Raw genomic sequence first — 16,986 nt, forward strand, 5'->3', positions numbered from 1 at the left:
AAAAAGAGTGGGATTACTACAAAAAAACAAGCAATTTTCAGCTTGTTTTTTACTATATTATTGTTTAGTTTGTGTTTTAGCTAAGTAGACTCCTACCAAAGTAATCATAATAGCAATGATAGATTGTATGTTTAAACTTTCCTGAAATACAATCCAAGCATAGATAGCAGCGACTACTGGTTGGGATAATGTAATCAATGACGAAAGGCTAGCATTTACTTTTCCAAGGCAAAAAGCTAATAGTCCCTGACCGAGAATTTGAGAAATAAGCGCAAGAGACAATAATGGCCAAAGTTCAGAAAAATTATGAGGAATATAGAATCCCTCAGTAAAAAAGATTACAACTCCAAGAATTAGTAGACTTCCAAAGGCACTAATAAACATAATCACATTGCTTTTAATATAATCTCTGAGTTTATAAACTGTTAGCATAAACATAGCGTAGAAGACTGAAGTACTGAGACTCAGCATATCTCCTAATAATCTATCTGATGTTAGTGTCAACCTATTTCCCATTAAAATAATTACACCTAGAAAGGTGATAAAGGCTCCCAGAAAAAAACGCTTAGTCATTTTTTCTTTGAAGAAAAAATAACTAAAAGGGATTACTGTAAAGGGGGTTAAGTTAGCAAGTAGATTTGCGTTTGCTACACTTGTATAAGAGAAGGAAATATTCCATAGTGCTAAATCTCCTGCTAGAAACGCTCCCGCTAAAAGAATAGTTGCTATCTGTTTTTTATCTAATTGGATATCTTCCTTTTTTATAAAAGGGAGTAGCATAGGGATAGAAAAAAGTACACGGTAAAATCCAGTATTTATAGGAGGTAGAGAACTTAATTTTACGAATATACCCCCTGTTGCTAAAAAACAAATAGCTACAAAAATTAAAAATATATAGATAGTTGCGTTTGAACGATTAGATTTCATTGTATAGGTAACCTTTCATTTTGTTAAATATGGATAATCATTTCACTGATAATGTGATTATTTTCTAGGAACTGCAGTTTGAGTGGTAAAATAAAATCATTATTTTCTATAGTTATCTGATTTGTATTTAATTTAGATGGTTTAAAAATATTGCTTTTAGATAAATATTGAACATCACTTACACTACTTTCATTGAGTTTATCAAAGTAGATAATAATTTTGTTATTCATTACTTGATAACCAGTATATTTAATATTACTTTGATTTCTTTCGATTTGAAAATAGGATGAAACGACAATTCTGGAATTATCGTCAATATCTTTAGTAATGATTGAATTAGGTGAAATTTTTACATTATTTCCAATTCGAATATTGCCTAATATCTTGCTGAAGGCGCCAATTTCTACATTATTACCAATCTTAGGATGTCTATCGTGTTTTTTATGGTCAGTAATACTATTGGAACCTAAAATAACGCTTTGTAAAATATAACAATCTTGCCCTATTACAGTAGTTTCACCAATAACTGTACCTAAACCATGGTCAATGACGAAGTTATCACCAATTTGAGCTGCGGGATGAATTTCAATACCAGTTTTTAGTTTTGCGAACTCAGAGATACTCATGGCTAAATCCTTATGATCCTTGTAGTATAAACAATTTGCTATTCTATATAGTAATACAGCTTGGTAAGGGAGATTACATTTAATTATGATTATAAATTCACCTCCATTACTAGGATCCTTTGCAAGGAAAGTATTTAAGTCTGATAGAGTTTTTTGGAATATATTTTGAAACTCAACAGGAGTGAAATCATAATTAAAGTATTTTAAATATGAATTAATTTTTTCTTTTAAAAATTTCTCTTTTTCCATATTGCTCCTATCTATGTGCTTTATTGATTAAAAAGTTCTAGGTAGCTTCTACCACTATCAGGTGCTATAGTAACTATTGTCTTTGAAGAATCCCATTTTTTTGATTCATTAAAAGCAGCTAGAACATTAGCACCTGATGAAATACCGACAAAAATTCCTTGATTGAAACTAAGGTAATTTCTGATTTTTTGTACTTCTTCAAAGTCAACGCTGACCATTTCATTTATCATTGATTTATCGAAAAAGTTTCCTACTTTACCTACTGCGGTTGCTTGAATCTTATGTGGAATATAAATATTATTTAGAATATTACATCCTTTTGGCTCTACACCAATTATTTTGATTTCGGGATTGTATTCCTTTAATCGTTTTGATATCCCTGTTATTGTTCCTCCGCTACCGATTACTGACACAAAACAATCAATAGGAGTATTTAATTGTTCAATAATTTCATTAGCAGTATATAGATAGTGAGCTTTAGGATTTGAAGGGTTTTCAAATTGATTTAAACAAATCCAATCAGGATTATCTTTGAGTAATTCTCTGGCTTTCTTAATGTGACAATCATTTCCTATTCTATGGTCAGCAAGAGTAACTTTGGCACCATATTTTTTTGATACTTCAATTTTTTCAGCACTAAAATTATCTGGAATTGTTAAAACTAATTGATAACCTTTTAGTGAACAGGCCACAGCTAGGCCAATCCCAGTGTTACCACCTGTTGGCTCAATTAGTGTAGCACCAGGATTTAAGATACCAGCAATTTCTGCATCCTCAATCATCTGTAAAGCAACACGTGATTTTATGCTGCCACCGGGATTGAATTCTTCCATTTTTAAATAAACTTGAGCATAATTATCGCCAAATGGATTTTTTAATTTTACTAAGGGTGTATTTCCCATATCGTTAAGAATAGACATTATTACTTTACCTCCTTTTTTAAAATTTTAAATAATAAGTGGTATAATAAAAAGTACCAGCATAGAAAAATTTTTAGGTGCCACTGTGGAGGGATTATGATTAATCTGAATAAAAATAAAGGGGATGGACATCAACCATTATATGAACAAATTTATAATCAGATAAAGTTAGATATTATAAATGGCTATTTATCACCGAATGAAAGAATTTTAGGAACAAGAACATTAGCTAGAATGCTTGATGTCAGTAGGAATACCGTTGATAGAGCCTATCTTCAATTAACGTTAGAAGGTTATATTGAAAGTAGAAAAAATGCAGGATTTTATGTCTTAGAACTTCCCAAAGTGTTCTATACTGAAAGAAAGCAGATTTTATTCGATAAAAGAAAGATAGACGAGGAGTTATTGAATCGAGAGAACATCATCTATGATTTAACTAATAGTAGTCATACGAGTAACTTATTTCCAAAAAAAGAGTGGAAGAGACACTATATTGCTGCACTTGATCAACTTGAATTAGCAGAAAAGTTATCTAGTTTACAACTTTTTCAGGGGGACATAGCCTTAAGAAAGGAAATCTCTCGTTACTTAGAACGAATAAGAGGAGTTGTGTGTCATCCTAGACAGATTATCATCACAAGTGGTTTACAACAATCATTAGATTATTTATGTCAGTTTTTAGGAAAAAGTAAAAATGTACTAATGGAGGAGCCGAGTTATCCAAAAGCACGAGAAATATTTGTAAAGAATTCTTGGAATATTAGTACAGAAAAGGTGGATAATAAAGGACTAGATATTTGTAATTTTTCTAATGAAATTAATATTGATATGATTTATACGACCCCATCACATCAATTTCCTTTAGGAATGATTATGCCAATTTCTAGACGCCAAAAATTGTTAGAATTTGCTGAGCAAAATGATTCGTTTATCATTGAGGATGATTATGATAGTGAATTACGCTATTATGAAAAACCTGTACCTGCATTGAAATCAATAGACTATCCTGATCGTGTTATTTATCTTGGGACTTTCTCAAAAATTTTATCACCCTCTTTCAGAATGAGTTATATTGTACTACCTGAACAATTTACTGAAGATTTTTTAGAAAGATTTAAAATGCATAATAGTACGGTGAATCTAATTAATCAGATTGCACTGGCTAATGTATTGAGTAGCGGGGACTACGATAGATTGGTTAGAAAAATGAATCATATTTTTAAAAAACGATATGAGGCATTTCAAAATGGATTTGATAGTTTTAAAGTTCCTATTAAGGTTTCTCATAACGTGAGTGGTCAATATTTCTTGGTTAATTTTCCAACAAAAATCAATCAATATGAAATGATAAAGCGTGCTCTTGATGTAGGGGTTAAAGTTTATGATACGATGCAGTTTTGGCAAGAAGAAGCTGAGTGTCCTCATGAGCATTTGTTTTTAGGGTTTAGTAAAATTGAATTGGAAAATATTCCTGATTGCATTGAGAGATTAAAGAAAGCTTGGGATATAATTGAAATTGAAAAAAGCTGACAAAAAATAATGAACGCGGTAAAATGAAGTCAAGAAATCATCAAAGGAGAATTGATTATGACCCAGACAGTAGAAGATATACGTTACCAATTAGAAGAATGGTTAGCACAAGGTTTTACAAGCCCTGAAGATAGGGCTAACTATCAAGCCTTAAAGGAACAGTATGAGGATGAAACCCTTGATTATAGCTTTTCAAAGCGAGAAATTATTGGTCAATTAGAAGTTATTATCACGACTCGTGAGAATGATTTTCCAGACTTAGATGAGGTCACCAAAGAAGAGTATCTTGACCTGGTTGAACAACTTGATAATCTAGATAAGGGACAGGCAGATTATTATCGTAAGCAATTAGCGTAGAAAGAGGTACAGATATGATTGAACAAATTATTCAAAGTCTTTTCATTATCGCAGCAACAGGGCTGATTTTGCTTGTCCTTTACCAGATTGCGAAGATGCTTGGAAGCTTATTTGTCATTGGATTAATTGGATTTTTAGCTTTCACAGAAGTCTATGGAATTTACCTCTTTTTTACAGAACGATATCTCTATGTGGAAGATTTAGCCACCAATGGAATTTTCAGCTTTACCACTTTCTATATTATTTTTAATCTTTTACTTGTCTTTGGGCTTGTTAGAAAAGTTGTTAGAAGTCGGATGGCATAAAACATATTGAGTTAAGGAAAAACTTATAAAGCAGTAAAAGGCATACATTCAGTGTTTTGATAACACGTGAGTATATGCCTTTTTAGAGTACTCATTTTTCGAAAATTAGCACTGAAATTAATATTTTGATTTAACTACAATTTAGTTTTAGGTATGAATAGAAGCGATAGGATTACAAGAAGTCAATATTTCCTTTTGTTTAGATTGTGATACATGAGTATAAATTTGAGTTATGGAGATGGAACTATGTCCAAGTATTTGCTGAATATATCGAATATCCACATCGTTATCTAACAGCATTGTTGCAAAACTATGCCTAAACATATGAGGAGTGATGGAATTAGCAAGATTCATTTGTTCTCGTACTGTTTTTAAGACGAGACGAACGCTTTGTTCTGTCAGAGGCTTTTGAGAGATTTTTCCTGGAAAAAGATATTTATCTGATTGCTTGCAATAGTTTGCTAGATATGTTTTTAGTAGTAAAACAGTTGTTTCATCGCCTAAAAAAATAATACGTTCTTTTTTCCCTTTTCCTAGAATGTGGAGTGTTTGATTTTGAAGATTGATGTTTTTTATTTGAATGTGACAAAGCTCGGAAATTCGAATGCCAGTGGAAAGCAACAAAGAAACTATTAAGAGATTCCTTTCAGCCTTTTGTCGTTGAAAGTTGGTTTTAGAGGTGATGACTCTTTGCTTAAGATAGACATAAATTTTTTTTAAGATATTATGAGGAATTATTTTAGGTAGTGTTTTTTCTGTTCGATATTGAAAACGTAACTGATTAAATGGATTTTCAGTGATGAGATTCTGTGTCATTAGGTAGCTATAAAAGACTTTTAGACTTGCAATTTTTCGCCGTAAAGTATTGGTTTTAATAGTTGAATCTGTCAAATATTCAATATAACTTACTACACAATCGTGGTCTGAATGGCAAAACTGCATAAGATCATTTTTGTAAGCACGAAGTGTATGCGAGCTTAAACGTTTATGAGTTTTGCAATAATCTAAGTATGTAGAAATAATAATGTAATCCATGAATGTCTCCTTTATCAATAATTACGCTATTATAAACTGATTTAGTCAATTTGTATAGTGATAATAAATTGTTATCGGTAGGAGAAATCTGGTGTGAATAATAAAAAAATAAGAGTTTTTTTGAGTAGACCCAATCCATTTACTAAAGAACAACAGTACTTTATCGAAAAATTAAAAAGTACCTTAGATAAGTACAATATTGAAAGTATAACATTGCAAGCAAAAGATTATTCACCATATGAATCTTTAACTGTTTTGAATGAAATGATAAAAAGATGTTACGGTATGGTCATCTTAGCTTTTGGACATACATATATTCAATCTGGTATTTTAAAAAAAGGAGCAGTTAAGAATAAAAATTTTTTTGAAGCTGAAGAACAATCATTAGATGGAAAATGGATTACTAGTTCTTTTTGTCAAATTGAAGGTGCTATGGCAATTTCAAATAATATTCCCATTTTAATTATTAAGCAAAAAAATTTACGTATTGATGGTATTTTAAAGGATGATCAAAAAATTGTATCTGTATCAGATTTTACTTTAGAAAACACTTCACAAATTGATTTCTTTTTTGAAAAAATTTTAGAAAAAGAAATATACTGTTGGAAAAAATCACTAGAGAAAATATTTAATAAAATTGAAGGAAAAATAGTATAAAGCGTTTTCTAAAGTGGTATAATAAAGTCAAAACTTTTATAGGAGAAAATAGATGAAAAGAATTTTTATAAGCTTTGCAATTGAAGATGAAAATCTTCGAGATTTACTAAGGGGACAATCGCAAAATACGAACTCCCCATTTGAATTTGTAGATATGTCTGTTAAGCAACCGTGGGATTCTCAATGGAAAACTAAATGTAGAACAAGAATTAGAGGGTGTGACGGTATGATTTCTATCATTACTAGGAATACCAAGAATGCCGATGGGCAAATTTGGGAAATGAACTGTGCCAAAGATGAGGGTATCCCACTTCTTGCAATTTATGGTAATAATAGTCATATCGGTGCTACTATTCCAAATGAATGTGGCTATCTTCCTGTAGTAGATTGGAATTGGGAAAAGATTAGCGCTTGGATAAAACAATTGTGAGGAATAATTTATGTTAAAAAATAAGGCATTAATTGTTGGTATCGACGCATATTCTCAGGCACCATTAGTGGGGTGTGTAAATGATGCAGAGGAGATAGCGAAATTATTGGGAGAAAACGAGGATGGTTCCCCTAATTTCAGTGTTAAGCTAAAACGTAATGTACAAACAAAAGCAGAGTTATTGGAGGACCTTCATTCTTTATTTAAAAAAGGAGAATCCGATATTGCACTTTTTTATTTCTCAGGACACGGGACAGGTGAGATGGCTGGTCAAATCGTAACACCAGATTTTAATGGCTATGATATGGGAATTTCTATGAATGATATACTTCAACTGGCAAACACTTCTAAAAGTCGAAATAAAATTATCATCTTAGATTGTTGTTATTCTGGAAAGTTAGGAGATTTTAGTGCTATAGACTCATCGGATGCCAATATTGGAAAAGGTGTTACTATTCTAACAGCAAGCAATCGTGATGAAGTTGCTATTGAAGATGGAATAACTGGTCATGGTGTGTTTACTGAATTACTAATTCAGGGGCTAAAAGGTGGAGCAGCAGATGTTAGCGGGAATGTCACTCCTGCTAGTTTGTATTCTTTTGTCGATCAGGCACTTGGAGTATGGGAACAAAGGCCTCTATTTAAAACAAATATAACAGGATTTTTACCTATCAGAACTGTTGAAGCTAAAGTATCCAAAAAGGTATTACGAAAACTTCATCATTACTTTGTGGAACCAACTTCTGAATTTCAATTAGACCCATCATTTGAATTTACCAATACACCTGATATTACTCATGAATATAAAGAGCCGTTTGCTCAGCAAACAAATGTAGACAAATTTAAAGAATTGCAACTATATGAAAGTGTTGGTTTGATCGAACCTGTTGGGGAGGAACACATGTATTTTGCTGCTATGAACAGCAAGTCTTGTCGTTTGACACCACTAGGTTTACATTATTGGAAATTATCAAGAGATAAGAGATTTTAAAAGGGAAGTGAGTAAATTGACTCACTTCCCTTTTATTATTTTTAGAGTTTCGTAATAATCTTCCTTTAGCTCTTTACGACCTGAGGTAACAGTCTCTTCTTGCCTTTTTGTAATAGGCTTAAATTTAATAATTGATTCGTCAGTACCAAATGCAATTAAAGTCAAATCTTTAACATTTTCATTAAACCAAGTATCATCGAGCTCAGTTTCCTCTCGTTTGAGAAATTGTAATTCTGTTAAGCAAGTTTTAGCAAAATGAACAGCAGAGTAATAGTATTCTTTTACTGATTCGATGTCCTTAGATATACGATATTGTTTTAATAAAAGAGCACAGTAATTTCTAGCACAATAGAGATTCCCACTCTCAAAATTTGAACCATTTTTGTAATATCTTCTAGCTTGTTCTAAGAACTTACATTCTCTATTAAGTGCAAAAATTTGCTTATTTATAGCTGCAACAATACCTAGCAAGTTTTCATTTGTAGAGGTGGTTAAGTCTATTTTTTTATCAATGTATGATAAGGTCGAAAGTAGATTTTCTATGGTTATATCTTTTTTATAGCGACATAAAATGTATTGAGACAACATGTCTTCATCAAAAGATAAGTTTAAAATCTGAAGATACTTTTTCTCGGCTTCTTCAAACTGCATATTTTCCTTCAAATTTTCAGCTTCTTGAATCATAGTCCTTATCGAGTCGCCTTCTGTATCTTCGTTTTTTGACAATTGAATTAATGGTTCAATTCTATATAAATTATAATCAAATACAGGACTATCAATGTATTCTGGATTAGAATTTAAACAAGCGATTAAAGTTTTTTCCAATTGCTCCTGAACGGATTTTCTATAGTTTTCATCCGATAATATTTTCTTTCTATGATATCTTATCTGTGGAGTCATTGAGATATCAAAAAATGGATATTTGCGAATGGTAATTTCCTCACAAAGAATAATTGTAGACTTAGGTTTCATTGCATGACGAAGTCCTAACTCATAGATCGCATTTTGATTCAGAGTACTTATATCAGCAATTACTATATCAGCTAAAAAAATAGTTGTAATGAAATTTTTGTTAATAGCTACTGAAGTAGGGACTTCATCACCTCGATATGCATTTGTGGAGTAAATGGAGTTCAAATTATTCCGTGATAAAACTGGCTTTATAAACTTAAAATATATATCATCTAAGTTTAGCTTCACCAACGTCCCAGGAATTTTCTTTACTCCGTAACCCATAACTACAAAGCATATTTTATCATCCATTTTTCATACTCCTACTGATAACAATTTATTATCACTAGTATACCATAATTTGTAGTTAATCATATTTTCTTGTGATAAAATCTCCAAGCTAATCTTGATATGATGTGGTTATCACTAATAAAGGAGTAAGCCATGTTAAATAAAGTAAAGGCTAGATTTCTGATTGGAGTAGGAGGTTTAATCGCAGTCAGTTTTATGGTCATGATTGGCTACACGATTGGCTCACAATCCGTTTCAAAACAAACAGAGAACCAAATACGAGCAGAAGCTAATAAACTTGTGACAAAGGAAAAGCAGGAGGAAATAGCAACAGTCCTATCAGATGAGCTTGTCAAAGAATTTCTCACTCAATATTTCACCAAGGTTCAGCTGGGTGAAAATAACGCTCGTATCAAACCTTACATGACGGACTCGGCATTTTCAGAAGAGGAAGCAAATCAGAATAAAGCGATCAATCAAGTTTATAAAGATTATATGCTGGACTACCGATTTGAATCAGCCAGTATCTATGTCAATACAGAAAGCAATGTTGCACTTGCGGAAGTTACCTATCAAGTGACCTATGTTTCTGATTTGAGTGAGCAACAACAGCGAACCACTCAGACAGAAACCAAGACGGTTATGTTGTCCTACTCCAAAGTTTCCGACAAGCTCCTAGTTAATCAGTTGACCATTTGGAATGGGAAACTGGAGGACATGAAAGAATTCACAGATGGTGCTAATTCCAGCATACCAACGATCCAAGGAACTACAACAAGTGAGAACAACTAGCAGGAGACAGTCTTCTGCTTTTTTTGATAGGGAGACAAGATGACACGAATTAAAGCAGTAAAACAAAAGGCCATTTTATATGTGGCTGAAAGTCTAGGTTATTCCTTTAGACGTTTATCAGGACACATTTATGAACACCCAGATCATGATTCCTTTCGGATTTTTGCGGATACTAATACTTTCAAATGGTTTTCAAGAGATATACAAGGGGATGTGATTGACTTTGTTCAATTAGTAGCAGGTGTTACTTTTAAAGAGGCTGTATCCTATCTTGAAACTGGGGATTTTGAACAAGCTAAGGTGATAGAAGAAACTTATCAACCGTTTCAATATTATTTGCATGAAGAACCCTTTCAGCAAGCACGTACTTACTTGAATGAAGTTCGTGGCCTAAGTAATCAGACTATCAATACCTTTGGTAGACAAGGATTGCTTGCTCAAGCTACTTATCAAGTGGAGTCGGTTTTAGTGTTTAAAAGCTATGACCATAATGGGATCTTACAGGCCGCAAGCCTTCAAGGTCTCATCAAAAATGAAGAAAGACACAAACGTGGTTATTTGAAGAAAATCATGAAAGGCTCTCATGGCCATGTTGGTATTAGTTTTGATATTGGTAAACCCAAGCGACTCATTTTTTGTGAATCAGTTATCGATATGATGAGTTATTATCAGCTTCACCAAAAGCAATTATCCGATGTTCGCCTGGTGTCAATGGAAGGCTTAAAACTTTCTGTGATTGTTTATCAGACCTTGCGTCTAGCGGCAGAAGAACAAGGGAAATTGGCATTTCTAGATACAGTAAAACCAAGCAGACTTAACCATTATCTTCAGGCAATACAAGAGACGACAACCTTTTTTCAAACTCATTCAAACGGGTTAACTTTGGCTATTGATAATGATGAAGCAGGAAGAGAATTTTTTCAGAAACTGTCAGATAAAGGACTTCCAATCACCAAAGATTTACCACCATTGCAGGGACTTGAAACAAAGTCAGATTGGAATGATATTGTGAAACAACAGAAAGAAATATCCTTAAGCAATCTTATTCAGTCAGCCCATATACAAGCCATTAAGAATCATCCTCCACCTAAATGGGAGCATGCATTGGAATTGTGATAACAAAATCAAGTCCGCTATCATAATCTAGAATGTGACAAGGAGGACACCCTATGAGTGTGATTGAGCGTCTAGCTGAAAAAGTAGCTAGGCAAGAAGAAAAGGTCTCACGTGAGACGGAGAAATTGGAAAACTATCGTGACCAACTACAAACTGCAATGTATAGCACCTTTATCAAACGGCAACAATATAGTCAGTTGTCATTTCATGAAGCACTAGAGCAAGCCTTTGGTAAAGAAACCACACTATACCCAGATTACAGAAATGAGGATACAGAATGAGTAAAACATGGAATTTTGATCAGCCACTAGATGATGTGAAACCAACATCCTCCCATGAAGAACGAGCTAAAATCGCAGCACTTTTCCATAAACCGGATGAAAAACCAATTGAAGAAGTAGATTATGTGGCTGCTTTTGAACAGCAACAAAAGGAGTCAAAATCTAAAGAGGTACAGACTCCCGAATCAAAAGTTAAACAAAGTCAGCCGAAGAAAGTAAATATCACAAGTGACTACAAACAGCACTTGGCAGACACCATTGCACAAAACAACAAGGATATTTCCGCCTGTCAGAAGCAAATTGAAGAACTTCATCAATTGATTGATGAAAAGAAAATCCAAAATAAAAAGTTACAGGCTATTTCAGTAGCCATTGATGATTTATAAGTCAGTTAGTCCTATGCGGGCTACCTTTTTACAATGTAAGGAGAAGATAATGAGATTTTTTCAAAAGAAAATACAGAATCAAGACCGATTTAAACAACTGATTCATCGATTATCAGAGATGTCAGATAGTGAATTAACTAAAGTAGAGCAACTCCTAGATGTGGTTTTTGATACAAAGTTCAATCCTGATAGGAGCGTTGAAATATCTCAAAGCGTTATAACCGATGAGGAACAAAGTCTTGATAAGTCGATTCAGGAAGCGAAAAATAAACTGAATACTGAGCAGTTGGAGAAGCGAATAGAGCAGTTTAAGCAATCGAAAAAACCAAAAAAACGGATAACGCACCATATTTGGTGCGTTATCCGTTTTTTATGGTATAATGAAAGCAAATATGAGGAGGTCTTTATCTATGATTGGAGACAATATCAAATCACTACGTCGAACACACGATTTAACACAGCCAGAATTTGCGAAAATGGTCGGTATTTCACGCAATAGCCTGAGTCGCTATGAAAATGGAACTAGTAAAGTTTCAACAGAACTCATCGACCGCATTTGTCAGAAATTTAACGTTTCTTATGTCGATATTGTAGGGGAGGATAAGATGCTAACACCTGTTGAAGATTATCAACTGACTTTAAAAGTAGAAGTGATAAAAGAACGTGGAGCAGCCATTTTATCAAAGCTTTATAGATATCAGGATAGTCAGGATATTGCTTTTGATGATGAAACAAATCCTTGGATTCTCATGAGTGATGATTTGGCTGAATTGATTAATACGAAGATTTACCTTGTCAATACTTTCGATGAAATCGAGCGTTACAATGGCTATTTAGACGGTATTGAGCGGATGTTAGACATGGTGCATCATCGGGTGGTAGCCTAATGAGATTGGAAGAATTTATTGAGACTGACTTTCAGAAGGCCTTACAGCGAACCATTCGGGCCGTAACCCGAGGAAAGACGATTCCAGATAAACCGAAAGCTATCTTGCTTGGTGGACAAAGCGGAGTAGGTAAGACGACTATTCATCGAATTAAACAAAAAGAATTTCAAGGCAATATCATTATCATCGATGGTGACAGCTACCGTTCTCAACACCCCAATTACCTAACCTTGCAAGAAAAATATGGCAAGGACAGCGTGGACTATACCAAGGGATTTGCAGGAAAAATGGTAGAGCATCTGGTTGATGAACTTAGCACGCAAGGCTATCATTTGCTGATTGAAGGGACTTTGCGTACCACTCAAGTTCCTCGTCAGACTGCTCAATTATTAGGTTCGAAAGGATATCAAGTTTCCTTAGCTGTGATTGGTACCAAACCAGAATTGTCCTATCTCAGCACTCTGATTCGTTATGAAGAGCTTTATGCCATCGATCCCAATCAGGCCAGAGCAACACCAAAAGAACACCATGATGGGATTGTTGAGAACTTGGTTGATAACTTGAGGGAGTTAGAAAGTGAGAAACTCTTTGAACAAATTCAAATTTACCAAAGAGATAGGGCTTGTATCTATGATTCTGAAACTGATAATGCTTCCGCCGCAGTAGTGTTACGAGAATGCCTTTTTGGAAAATGGAGTAAAGTCGAGGAAGAGATGATGAGGTTAGGTCGGGATCGGTTAGTTAAACTGAATAATAAGAATTTGCTGGAGAGTAACTATGGAATTTAAAAAGTTAGTAATTGAAAACTTTCGTAATTTTAGTTCTGTTGAAATTGACTTATCAAATAAAAATGTGATATTCGGGATGAACGATTCGGGAAAAACAAATCTTTTATTTGCAATAAGATATTTGTTAGATAGAAGTATCAGAAATAAAGGTTTTATTAAATCAGATTATCATAAACATGATATTAGTAAACCTATAAAAATACAGCTTGAAATTGATTTGTCTGATAGGGAAGAGGATGATGAAGAGTCACTAAAGTCTTCACATTCACGTTTATTAATTTCAACAGTTGCTGGAGCAAGAAAAAATGCAAGTTTAGATACATTCCTCATTTCCTTGGAGGCGATGTATGATGAGAAAGAGTTGTTTGGAAATCCGGTATTAAGTTGGGGCTCTACTTTAGATGATTTAGTGGAAGTACCTCAATATGGTACAAGGAGTGATATTGATAAGATTTTCCAAATAGTCTATGTAAATCCTGCGATAGAGTTGGATGCATTTTTTAAGCGAAATAGAAAATTATTGTTCTCAGATGATACTAAAACTGATGAAGATGTAGCACTTGAGAAAGCGATTGAGAGTAGTATTATTGATTTAAATACAAATATTTCTAATCTAAGTTTAATTACTAGTGTTCAGTCACAACTGACAGATGCCTATAAAAGCTATCGTAAAGAAGATTTAGAGATAAAAATCCAATCAGAAATTTCAATTTCGGGTTATTTGGATAATCTTACTCCGTATATAAATTGGAATGGAGACACTCAAAATTATCCAACATCTGGGGATGGACGAAAAAAACTTTTATCATATGCTATTAATCATCTGATTTCAGAAAAACAGTACAGTAGTAAAGTGATAATTTATCTAATAGAGGAACCAGAGAATAGTCTGCACAGATCAGTACAAGTATCACTTTCTAAACAGCTTTTCATTCAGAATATATACGAATACTTCTTCTTAACAACTCATTCAGCAGAAGTGCTTTATGAAATGAATAATACTCAGCTCATAAAGATAACTAATCAACAGGAGGCAACAGGACATTCTTCATACTACAAGGTACCAAGTGAGTTTTCAAATTTAAAGAAAAAATTAAATAAATCATTAGCGCAGTCTATCTTCTATGATAGAGTTCTTTTGGTTGAAGGTCCATCAGAATACTACTTGTTTTCTTCTATTTTTGAATATATTAGTCCTGATTTTGAAGTAGAAGGAAAATACTTGTTACAAGTCAACGGTATAAATTTTAAACCTTATGCAAAGCTGTATAGAGAATTAGGTATAGAATTCTTTGTGAAGACAGATAATGATTTAAAGGCTAGTAGAGGTGATAAACATGAATTTTCTCCAATAGGATTCAATCGATGTATTGAGATTCTTGATGACAATATAGTTGCTGAATTAAATAATTATCGTATCGATTTCTCTTCAAAGGAAGAGAGAAATCAGAATATAAAAGCTAAAAAGAAAGAATTGTATATTATGGAATGTACTTTAGTATCTCAATTGAATTCAAAGAGGCTATATATATCAGAGATTGATTTAGAAAACGATTTAGCTAAGGTACTGTCCGAAAGTGAGAGAAATGGAATGAATATATCAGATTTTGTGAATTGGTTACAAAGTAGTAAGCAGTATAATATGTTGGAATATATTGATAGAGACCTTACTCAAGAAATTGCACACAAAATTGTGAAATCAGAGCATTTTAAAGTTTTAGCGGAGTTTTTAGACTATGAGTGATATTGCTATACGAGATGAAACTATCAAAAAAGAGTTATTAGAGTATCAAGGAAATATTCTAATTTTAGCTAACGCAGGTTCGGGAAAAACAACTTTTTTAGCTGAAAAGCTAAAAAGCGATTCTAAAAAGCTAGATAATTATCAAAAACTAGCAGCGATAACTTTCACTCGGAACGCAACTGAAGAAATAAAACAGAAATTAGTTGAAATTCCAGAAAATGTTGTTGTATCTACTATTGATTCATTTTTAGATAATGAGATTATTCTCCCTTTCCTTGATCAAAGATATAAAGTTGCAACGCCGTTACAGTTTAGTTTTCAGCAAGAATACAAGTTTAATAATTTCGATATTGGACTAAGTCAAATAATGCAAAATGGTATTTTTGCTACTTATGATAATTCGACCGCTCGGCAAGGTAAGAATTTTAAATGTGAAGTTGCTTTAGATATACTAAAAAATATTGTGTCTGCATCAGAGTATCTAAAGTATAAATTCAATTCACTTTATATCGATGAGTTTCAGGATTGTGATCAATCTATGAATAATTTATTCATGTATTTAAAAGATGAACTGGGAATTCGATTATTTATTGTAGGAGATGATAAACAATCAATTTATCAATGGAGAGGGGCTTCGCCTAGATATATTAAAAATTTATGGGAAAACGAAAATAATTTAAAAAAAGAGAGGTTTATTGGTAATTTTAGGAGTTTACCTAAAATTGTAGATTTTTCATTAGCTCTAACTCCAGAAGTAAAAATTGATTCTATTAATGAAACAGGTTCTATTTTATATATAGAGACTGAGCAATTTGCTTTAAAAGAAGATATTATCAGATCTCTGGTAGATAATGGTGATATAAATTTAGATGAAAAAAATTATTTTTTAATTGGAAACAATCAACATATTGAAGAAACTGTAACACAATTAGGTGGAATATTCCCAAATGAATTTGATTATGTCAGAAAAAATCCTTTTATAGAGTGTACCAATGGTCGTTTTTTACAATCTTTAGCTCAATATTATTTTCTTGAAAGTTTTTCTGAGTATGATGTGTTGAACAATCTTTTTCCTGATTATAATGACGATTTTAGGAAAGACTTATTAAAAAAATTGAAAATCTTGCGTCAAAATCCTGACCGATTACTTATCGAAGATATAGCGTCATATCTTGGTGTACCCATTACACAATTTGGTAATAAATTAGAAAGTCAAATATTACTTGAAGTTTTAATTGATGTAGAGAATAGAATCTTATTTGATACTAGTTCATTGAAAAATAACTTATTAATGACAACACATAATTCAAAGGGACTAGCTGCAGATACGGTGATAATTTTTGTTGAATATTTGATTGACAGATATAAAAATACATTAAAATTCGAGGACCATTATGTTGCAATCACTAGAGCAAAATCAAAAATAATTCTTATTGATAACAAGACAAACTATGTTAGCGAAATAAATAGATTATTATGCAATAATAATGGTAATTTTTCATTTGATAATTTCATAGAAAGAAGGAATTTATGATTACTTTGCATCACGATGTACTGAAATTTGATATTACTGGTATTTTGGGTTTTGAAATTAATCAACATATTGATTTTTATAATGATGGGGTTAATGAAGCCTATATTGCAATTGACCTAGTCAAGCATTTTTGTAACACTAGTGTATAAAATTTCTTACGCTGCACGACATCGTGCAGCATAAGGTGTA

Annotated in this window: 20 protein-coding genes and 1 pseudogene; 16 read left to right on the forward strand and 5 right to left on the reverse strand. The window is 32.7% G+C overall.

Annotation, left to right across the window (positions count from 1 at the left end; all coding sequences use genetic code 11):
- Window positions 1–57: 57 nt before the first annotated feature.
- The 3 genes from ACPC58_RS07065 to ACPC58_RS07075 are packed head-to-tail and all read right to left on the reverse strand — an operon-like array spanning window position 58 to window position 2,722.
- Window positions 58–927 carry a DMT family transporter gene (locus tag ACPC58_RS07065; protein ID WP_155997217.1) on the reverse strand — a complete coding sequence of 290 codons (870 nt, stop codon included), beginning with the start codon at window positions 925–927 and terminating at the stop codon, window positions 58–60.
- Between the two features lie 23 nt (window positions 928–950).
- Window positions 951–1,802, reverse strand: coding sequence for a serine O-acetyltransferase (locus ACPC58_RS07070; RefSeq protein ID WP_434065622.1), 852 nt, complete (start codon window positions 1,800–1,802; stop codon window positions 951–953).
- 20 nt (window positions 1,803–1,822) lie between these two features.
- A complete protein-coding gene (locus ACPC58_RS07075; protein WP_434065623.1) occupies window positions 1,823–2,722 on the reverse strand; it encodes a PLP-dependent cysteine synthase family protein in 900 nt (299 codons plus the stop codon).
- 96 nt (window positions 2,723–2,818) lie between these two features.
- Between ACPC58_RS07075 and ACPC58_RS07080 the strand changes: the two genes are divergently transcribed.
- The 3 genes from ACPC58_RS07080 to ACPC58_RS07090 are packed head-to-tail and all read left to right on the forward strand — an operon-like array spanning window position 2,819 to window position 4,914.
- Window positions 2,819–4,252, forward strand: a complete 1,434-nt coding sequence (locus ACPC58_RS07080) for a PLP-dependent aminotransferase family protein (RefSeq protein WP_434065624.1) — start codon at window positions 2,819–2,821, stop codon at window positions 4,250–4,252.
- Between the two features lie 57 nt (window positions 4,253–4,309).
- Entirely contained in the window at window positions 4,310–4,609 is a 300-nt protein-coding gene (locus tag ACPC58_RS07085) for a DUF5962 family protein (protein ID WP_277943552.1), read from the forward strand.
- A 14-nt stretch (window positions 4,610–4,623) separates the two neighbouring features.
- Window positions 4,624–4,914, forward strand: coding sequence for a DUF5966 family protein (locus ACPC58_RS07090; protein WP_024382152.1), 291 nt, complete (start codon window positions 4,624–4,626; stop codon window positions 4,912–4,914).
- Window positions 4,915–5,061: 147 nt separating this feature from the next.
- On the opposite strand, the gene ACPC58_RS07095 is transcribed toward ACPC58_RS07090, so the two are convergent.
- The gene (locus ACPC58_RS07095) at window positions 5,062–5,949 is read right to left on the reverse strand and encodes a tyrosine-type recombinase/integrase (protein WP_277943554.1); all 888 of its coding nucleotides are present in this window, start codon (window positions 5,947–5,949) and stop codon (window positions 5,062–5,064) included.
- A gap of 93 nt (window positions 5,950–6,042) precedes the next feature.
- Between ACPC58_RS07095 and ACPC58_RS07100 the strand changes: the two genes are divergently transcribed.
- From ACPC58_RS07100 to ACPC58_RS07110, 3 genes are read left to right on the forward strand one after another with little or no spacing between them, the layout of a single operon-like run.
- Window positions 6,043–6,606: a hypothetical protein gene (locus tag ACPC58_RS07100; protein WP_001060373.1), complete on the forward strand. Its 564-nt coding sequence runs from the start codon at window positions 6,043–6,045 to the stop codon at window positions 6,604–6,606.
- 52 nt (window positions 6,607–6,658) lie between these two features.
- The gene (locus ACPC58_RS07105) at window positions 6,659–7,036 is read left to right on the forward strand and encodes a TIR domain-containing protein (protein WP_434065625.1); all 378 of its coding nucleotides are present in this window, start codon (window positions 6,659–6,661) and stop codon (window positions 7,034–7,036) included.
- 10 nt (window positions 7,037–7,046) lie between these two features.
- The gene (locus ACPC58_RS07110) at window positions 7,047–8,027 is read left to right on the forward strand and encodes a caspase family protein (protein WP_434065626.1); all 981 of its coding nucleotides are present in this window, start codon (window positions 7,047–7,049) and stop codon (window positions 8,025–8,027) included.
- Window positions 8,028–8,048: 21 nt separating this feature from the next.
- On the opposite strand, the gene ACPC58_RS07115 is transcribed toward ACPC58_RS07110, so the two are convergent.
- Window positions 8,049–9,290, reverse strand: a complete 1,242-nt coding sequence (locus ACPC58_RS07115) for a hypothetical protein (RefSeq protein WP_434065627.1) — start codon at window positions 9,288–9,290, stop codon at window positions 8,049–8,051.
- A gap of 132 nt (window positions 9,291–9,422) precedes the next feature.
- Here ACPC58_RS07115 and ACPC58_RS07120 point away from each other — a divergent pair, with 132 nt between their 5' ends.
- The 10 genes and pseudogenes from ACPC58_RS07120 (at window position 9,423) to ACPC58_RS07165 (ending at window position 16,946) form a co-directional block, all read left to right on the forward strand.
- Window positions 9,423–10,061, forward strand: coding sequence for a hypothetical protein (locus tag ACPC58_RS07120; protein ID WP_017370838.1), 639 nt, complete (start codon window positions 9,423–9,425; stop codon window positions 10,059–10,061).
- A 39-nt stretch (window positions 10,062–10,100) separates the two neighbouring features.
- Window positions 10,101–11,177 (forward strand): DNA primase, encoded by a 1,077-nt coding sequence (locus ACPC58_RS07125; RefSeq protein ID WP_434065628.1) that lies wholly within the window; start codon window positions 10,101–10,103, stop codon window positions 11,175–11,177.
- A 53-nt stretch (window positions 11,178–11,230) separates the two neighbouring features.
- Window positions 11,231–11,458 (forward strand): DUF5965 family protein, encoded by a 228-nt coding sequence (locus ACPC58_RS07130; protein ID WP_434065629.1) that lies wholly within the window; start codon window positions 11,231–11,233, stop codon window positions 11,456–11,458.
- Complete coding sequence (locus ACPC58_RS07135; protein WP_367007456.1) at window positions 11,455–11,844, forward strand: DUF5945 family protein; 390 nt, start codon at window positions 11,455–11,457, stop codon at window positions 11,842–11,844. The genes ACPC58_RS07130 and ACPC58_RS07135 overlap by 4 nt, the downstream gene beginning before the upstream one ends.
- Window positions 11,845–11,893: 49 nt before the next feature.
- Window positions 11,894–12,175 (forward strand): annotated as a pseudogene (locus ACPC58_RS07140) (hypothetical protein); the annotation flags it as partial.
- 79 nt (window positions 12,176–12,254) lie between these two features.
- On the forward strand, window positions 12,255–12,731 hold the full coding sequence (gene pezA, locus ACPC58_RS07145) for a type II toxin-antitoxin system antitoxin PezA (protein ID WP_434065630.1): 477 nt from the start codon (window positions 12,255–12,257) through the stop codon (window positions 12,729–12,731).
- Window positions 12,731–13,519 carry a type II toxin-antitoxin system toxin PezT gene (pezT, locus tag ACPC58_RS07150; protein ID WP_434065631.1) on the forward strand — a complete coding sequence of 263 codons (789 nt, stop codon included), beginning with the start codon at window positions 12,731–12,733 and terminating at the stop codon, window positions 13,517–13,519. The genes pezA and pezT overlap by 1 nt, the downstream gene beginning before the upstream one ends.
- A complete protein-coding gene (locus ACPC58_RS07155; RefSeq protein WP_428714074.1) occupies window positions 13,509–15,263 on the forward strand; it encodes an ATP-dependent nuclease in 1,755 nt (584 codons plus the stop codon). The genes pezT and ACPC58_RS07155 overlap by 11 nt, the downstream gene beginning before the upstream one ends.
- A complete protein-coding gene (locus ACPC58_RS07160) occupies window positions 15,256–16,797 on the forward strand; it encodes a UvrD-helicase domain-containing protein (RefSeq protein ID WP_434065632.1) in 1,542 nt (513 codons plus the stop codon). Before ACPC58_RS07155 ends, ACPC58_RS07160 begins: the two co-directional genes overlap by 8 nt.
- Window positions 16,794–16,946, forward strand: a complete 153-nt coding sequence (locus ACPC58_RS07165) for a hypothetical protein (protein ID WP_434065633.1) — start codon at window positions 16,794–16,796, stop codon at window positions 16,944–16,946. The genes ACPC58_RS07160 and ACPC58_RS07165 overlap by 4 nt, the downstream gene beginning before the upstream one ends.
- The last annotated feature ends 40 nt before the right edge of the window (window positions 16,947–16,986 follow it).

The sequence above is a fragment of the Streptococcus sp. VTCC 12905 genome, from assembly GCF_049893385.1.
Lineage (GTDB): Bacteria > Bacillota > Bacilli > Lactobacillales > Streptococcaceae > Streptococcus > Streptococcus suis_AA.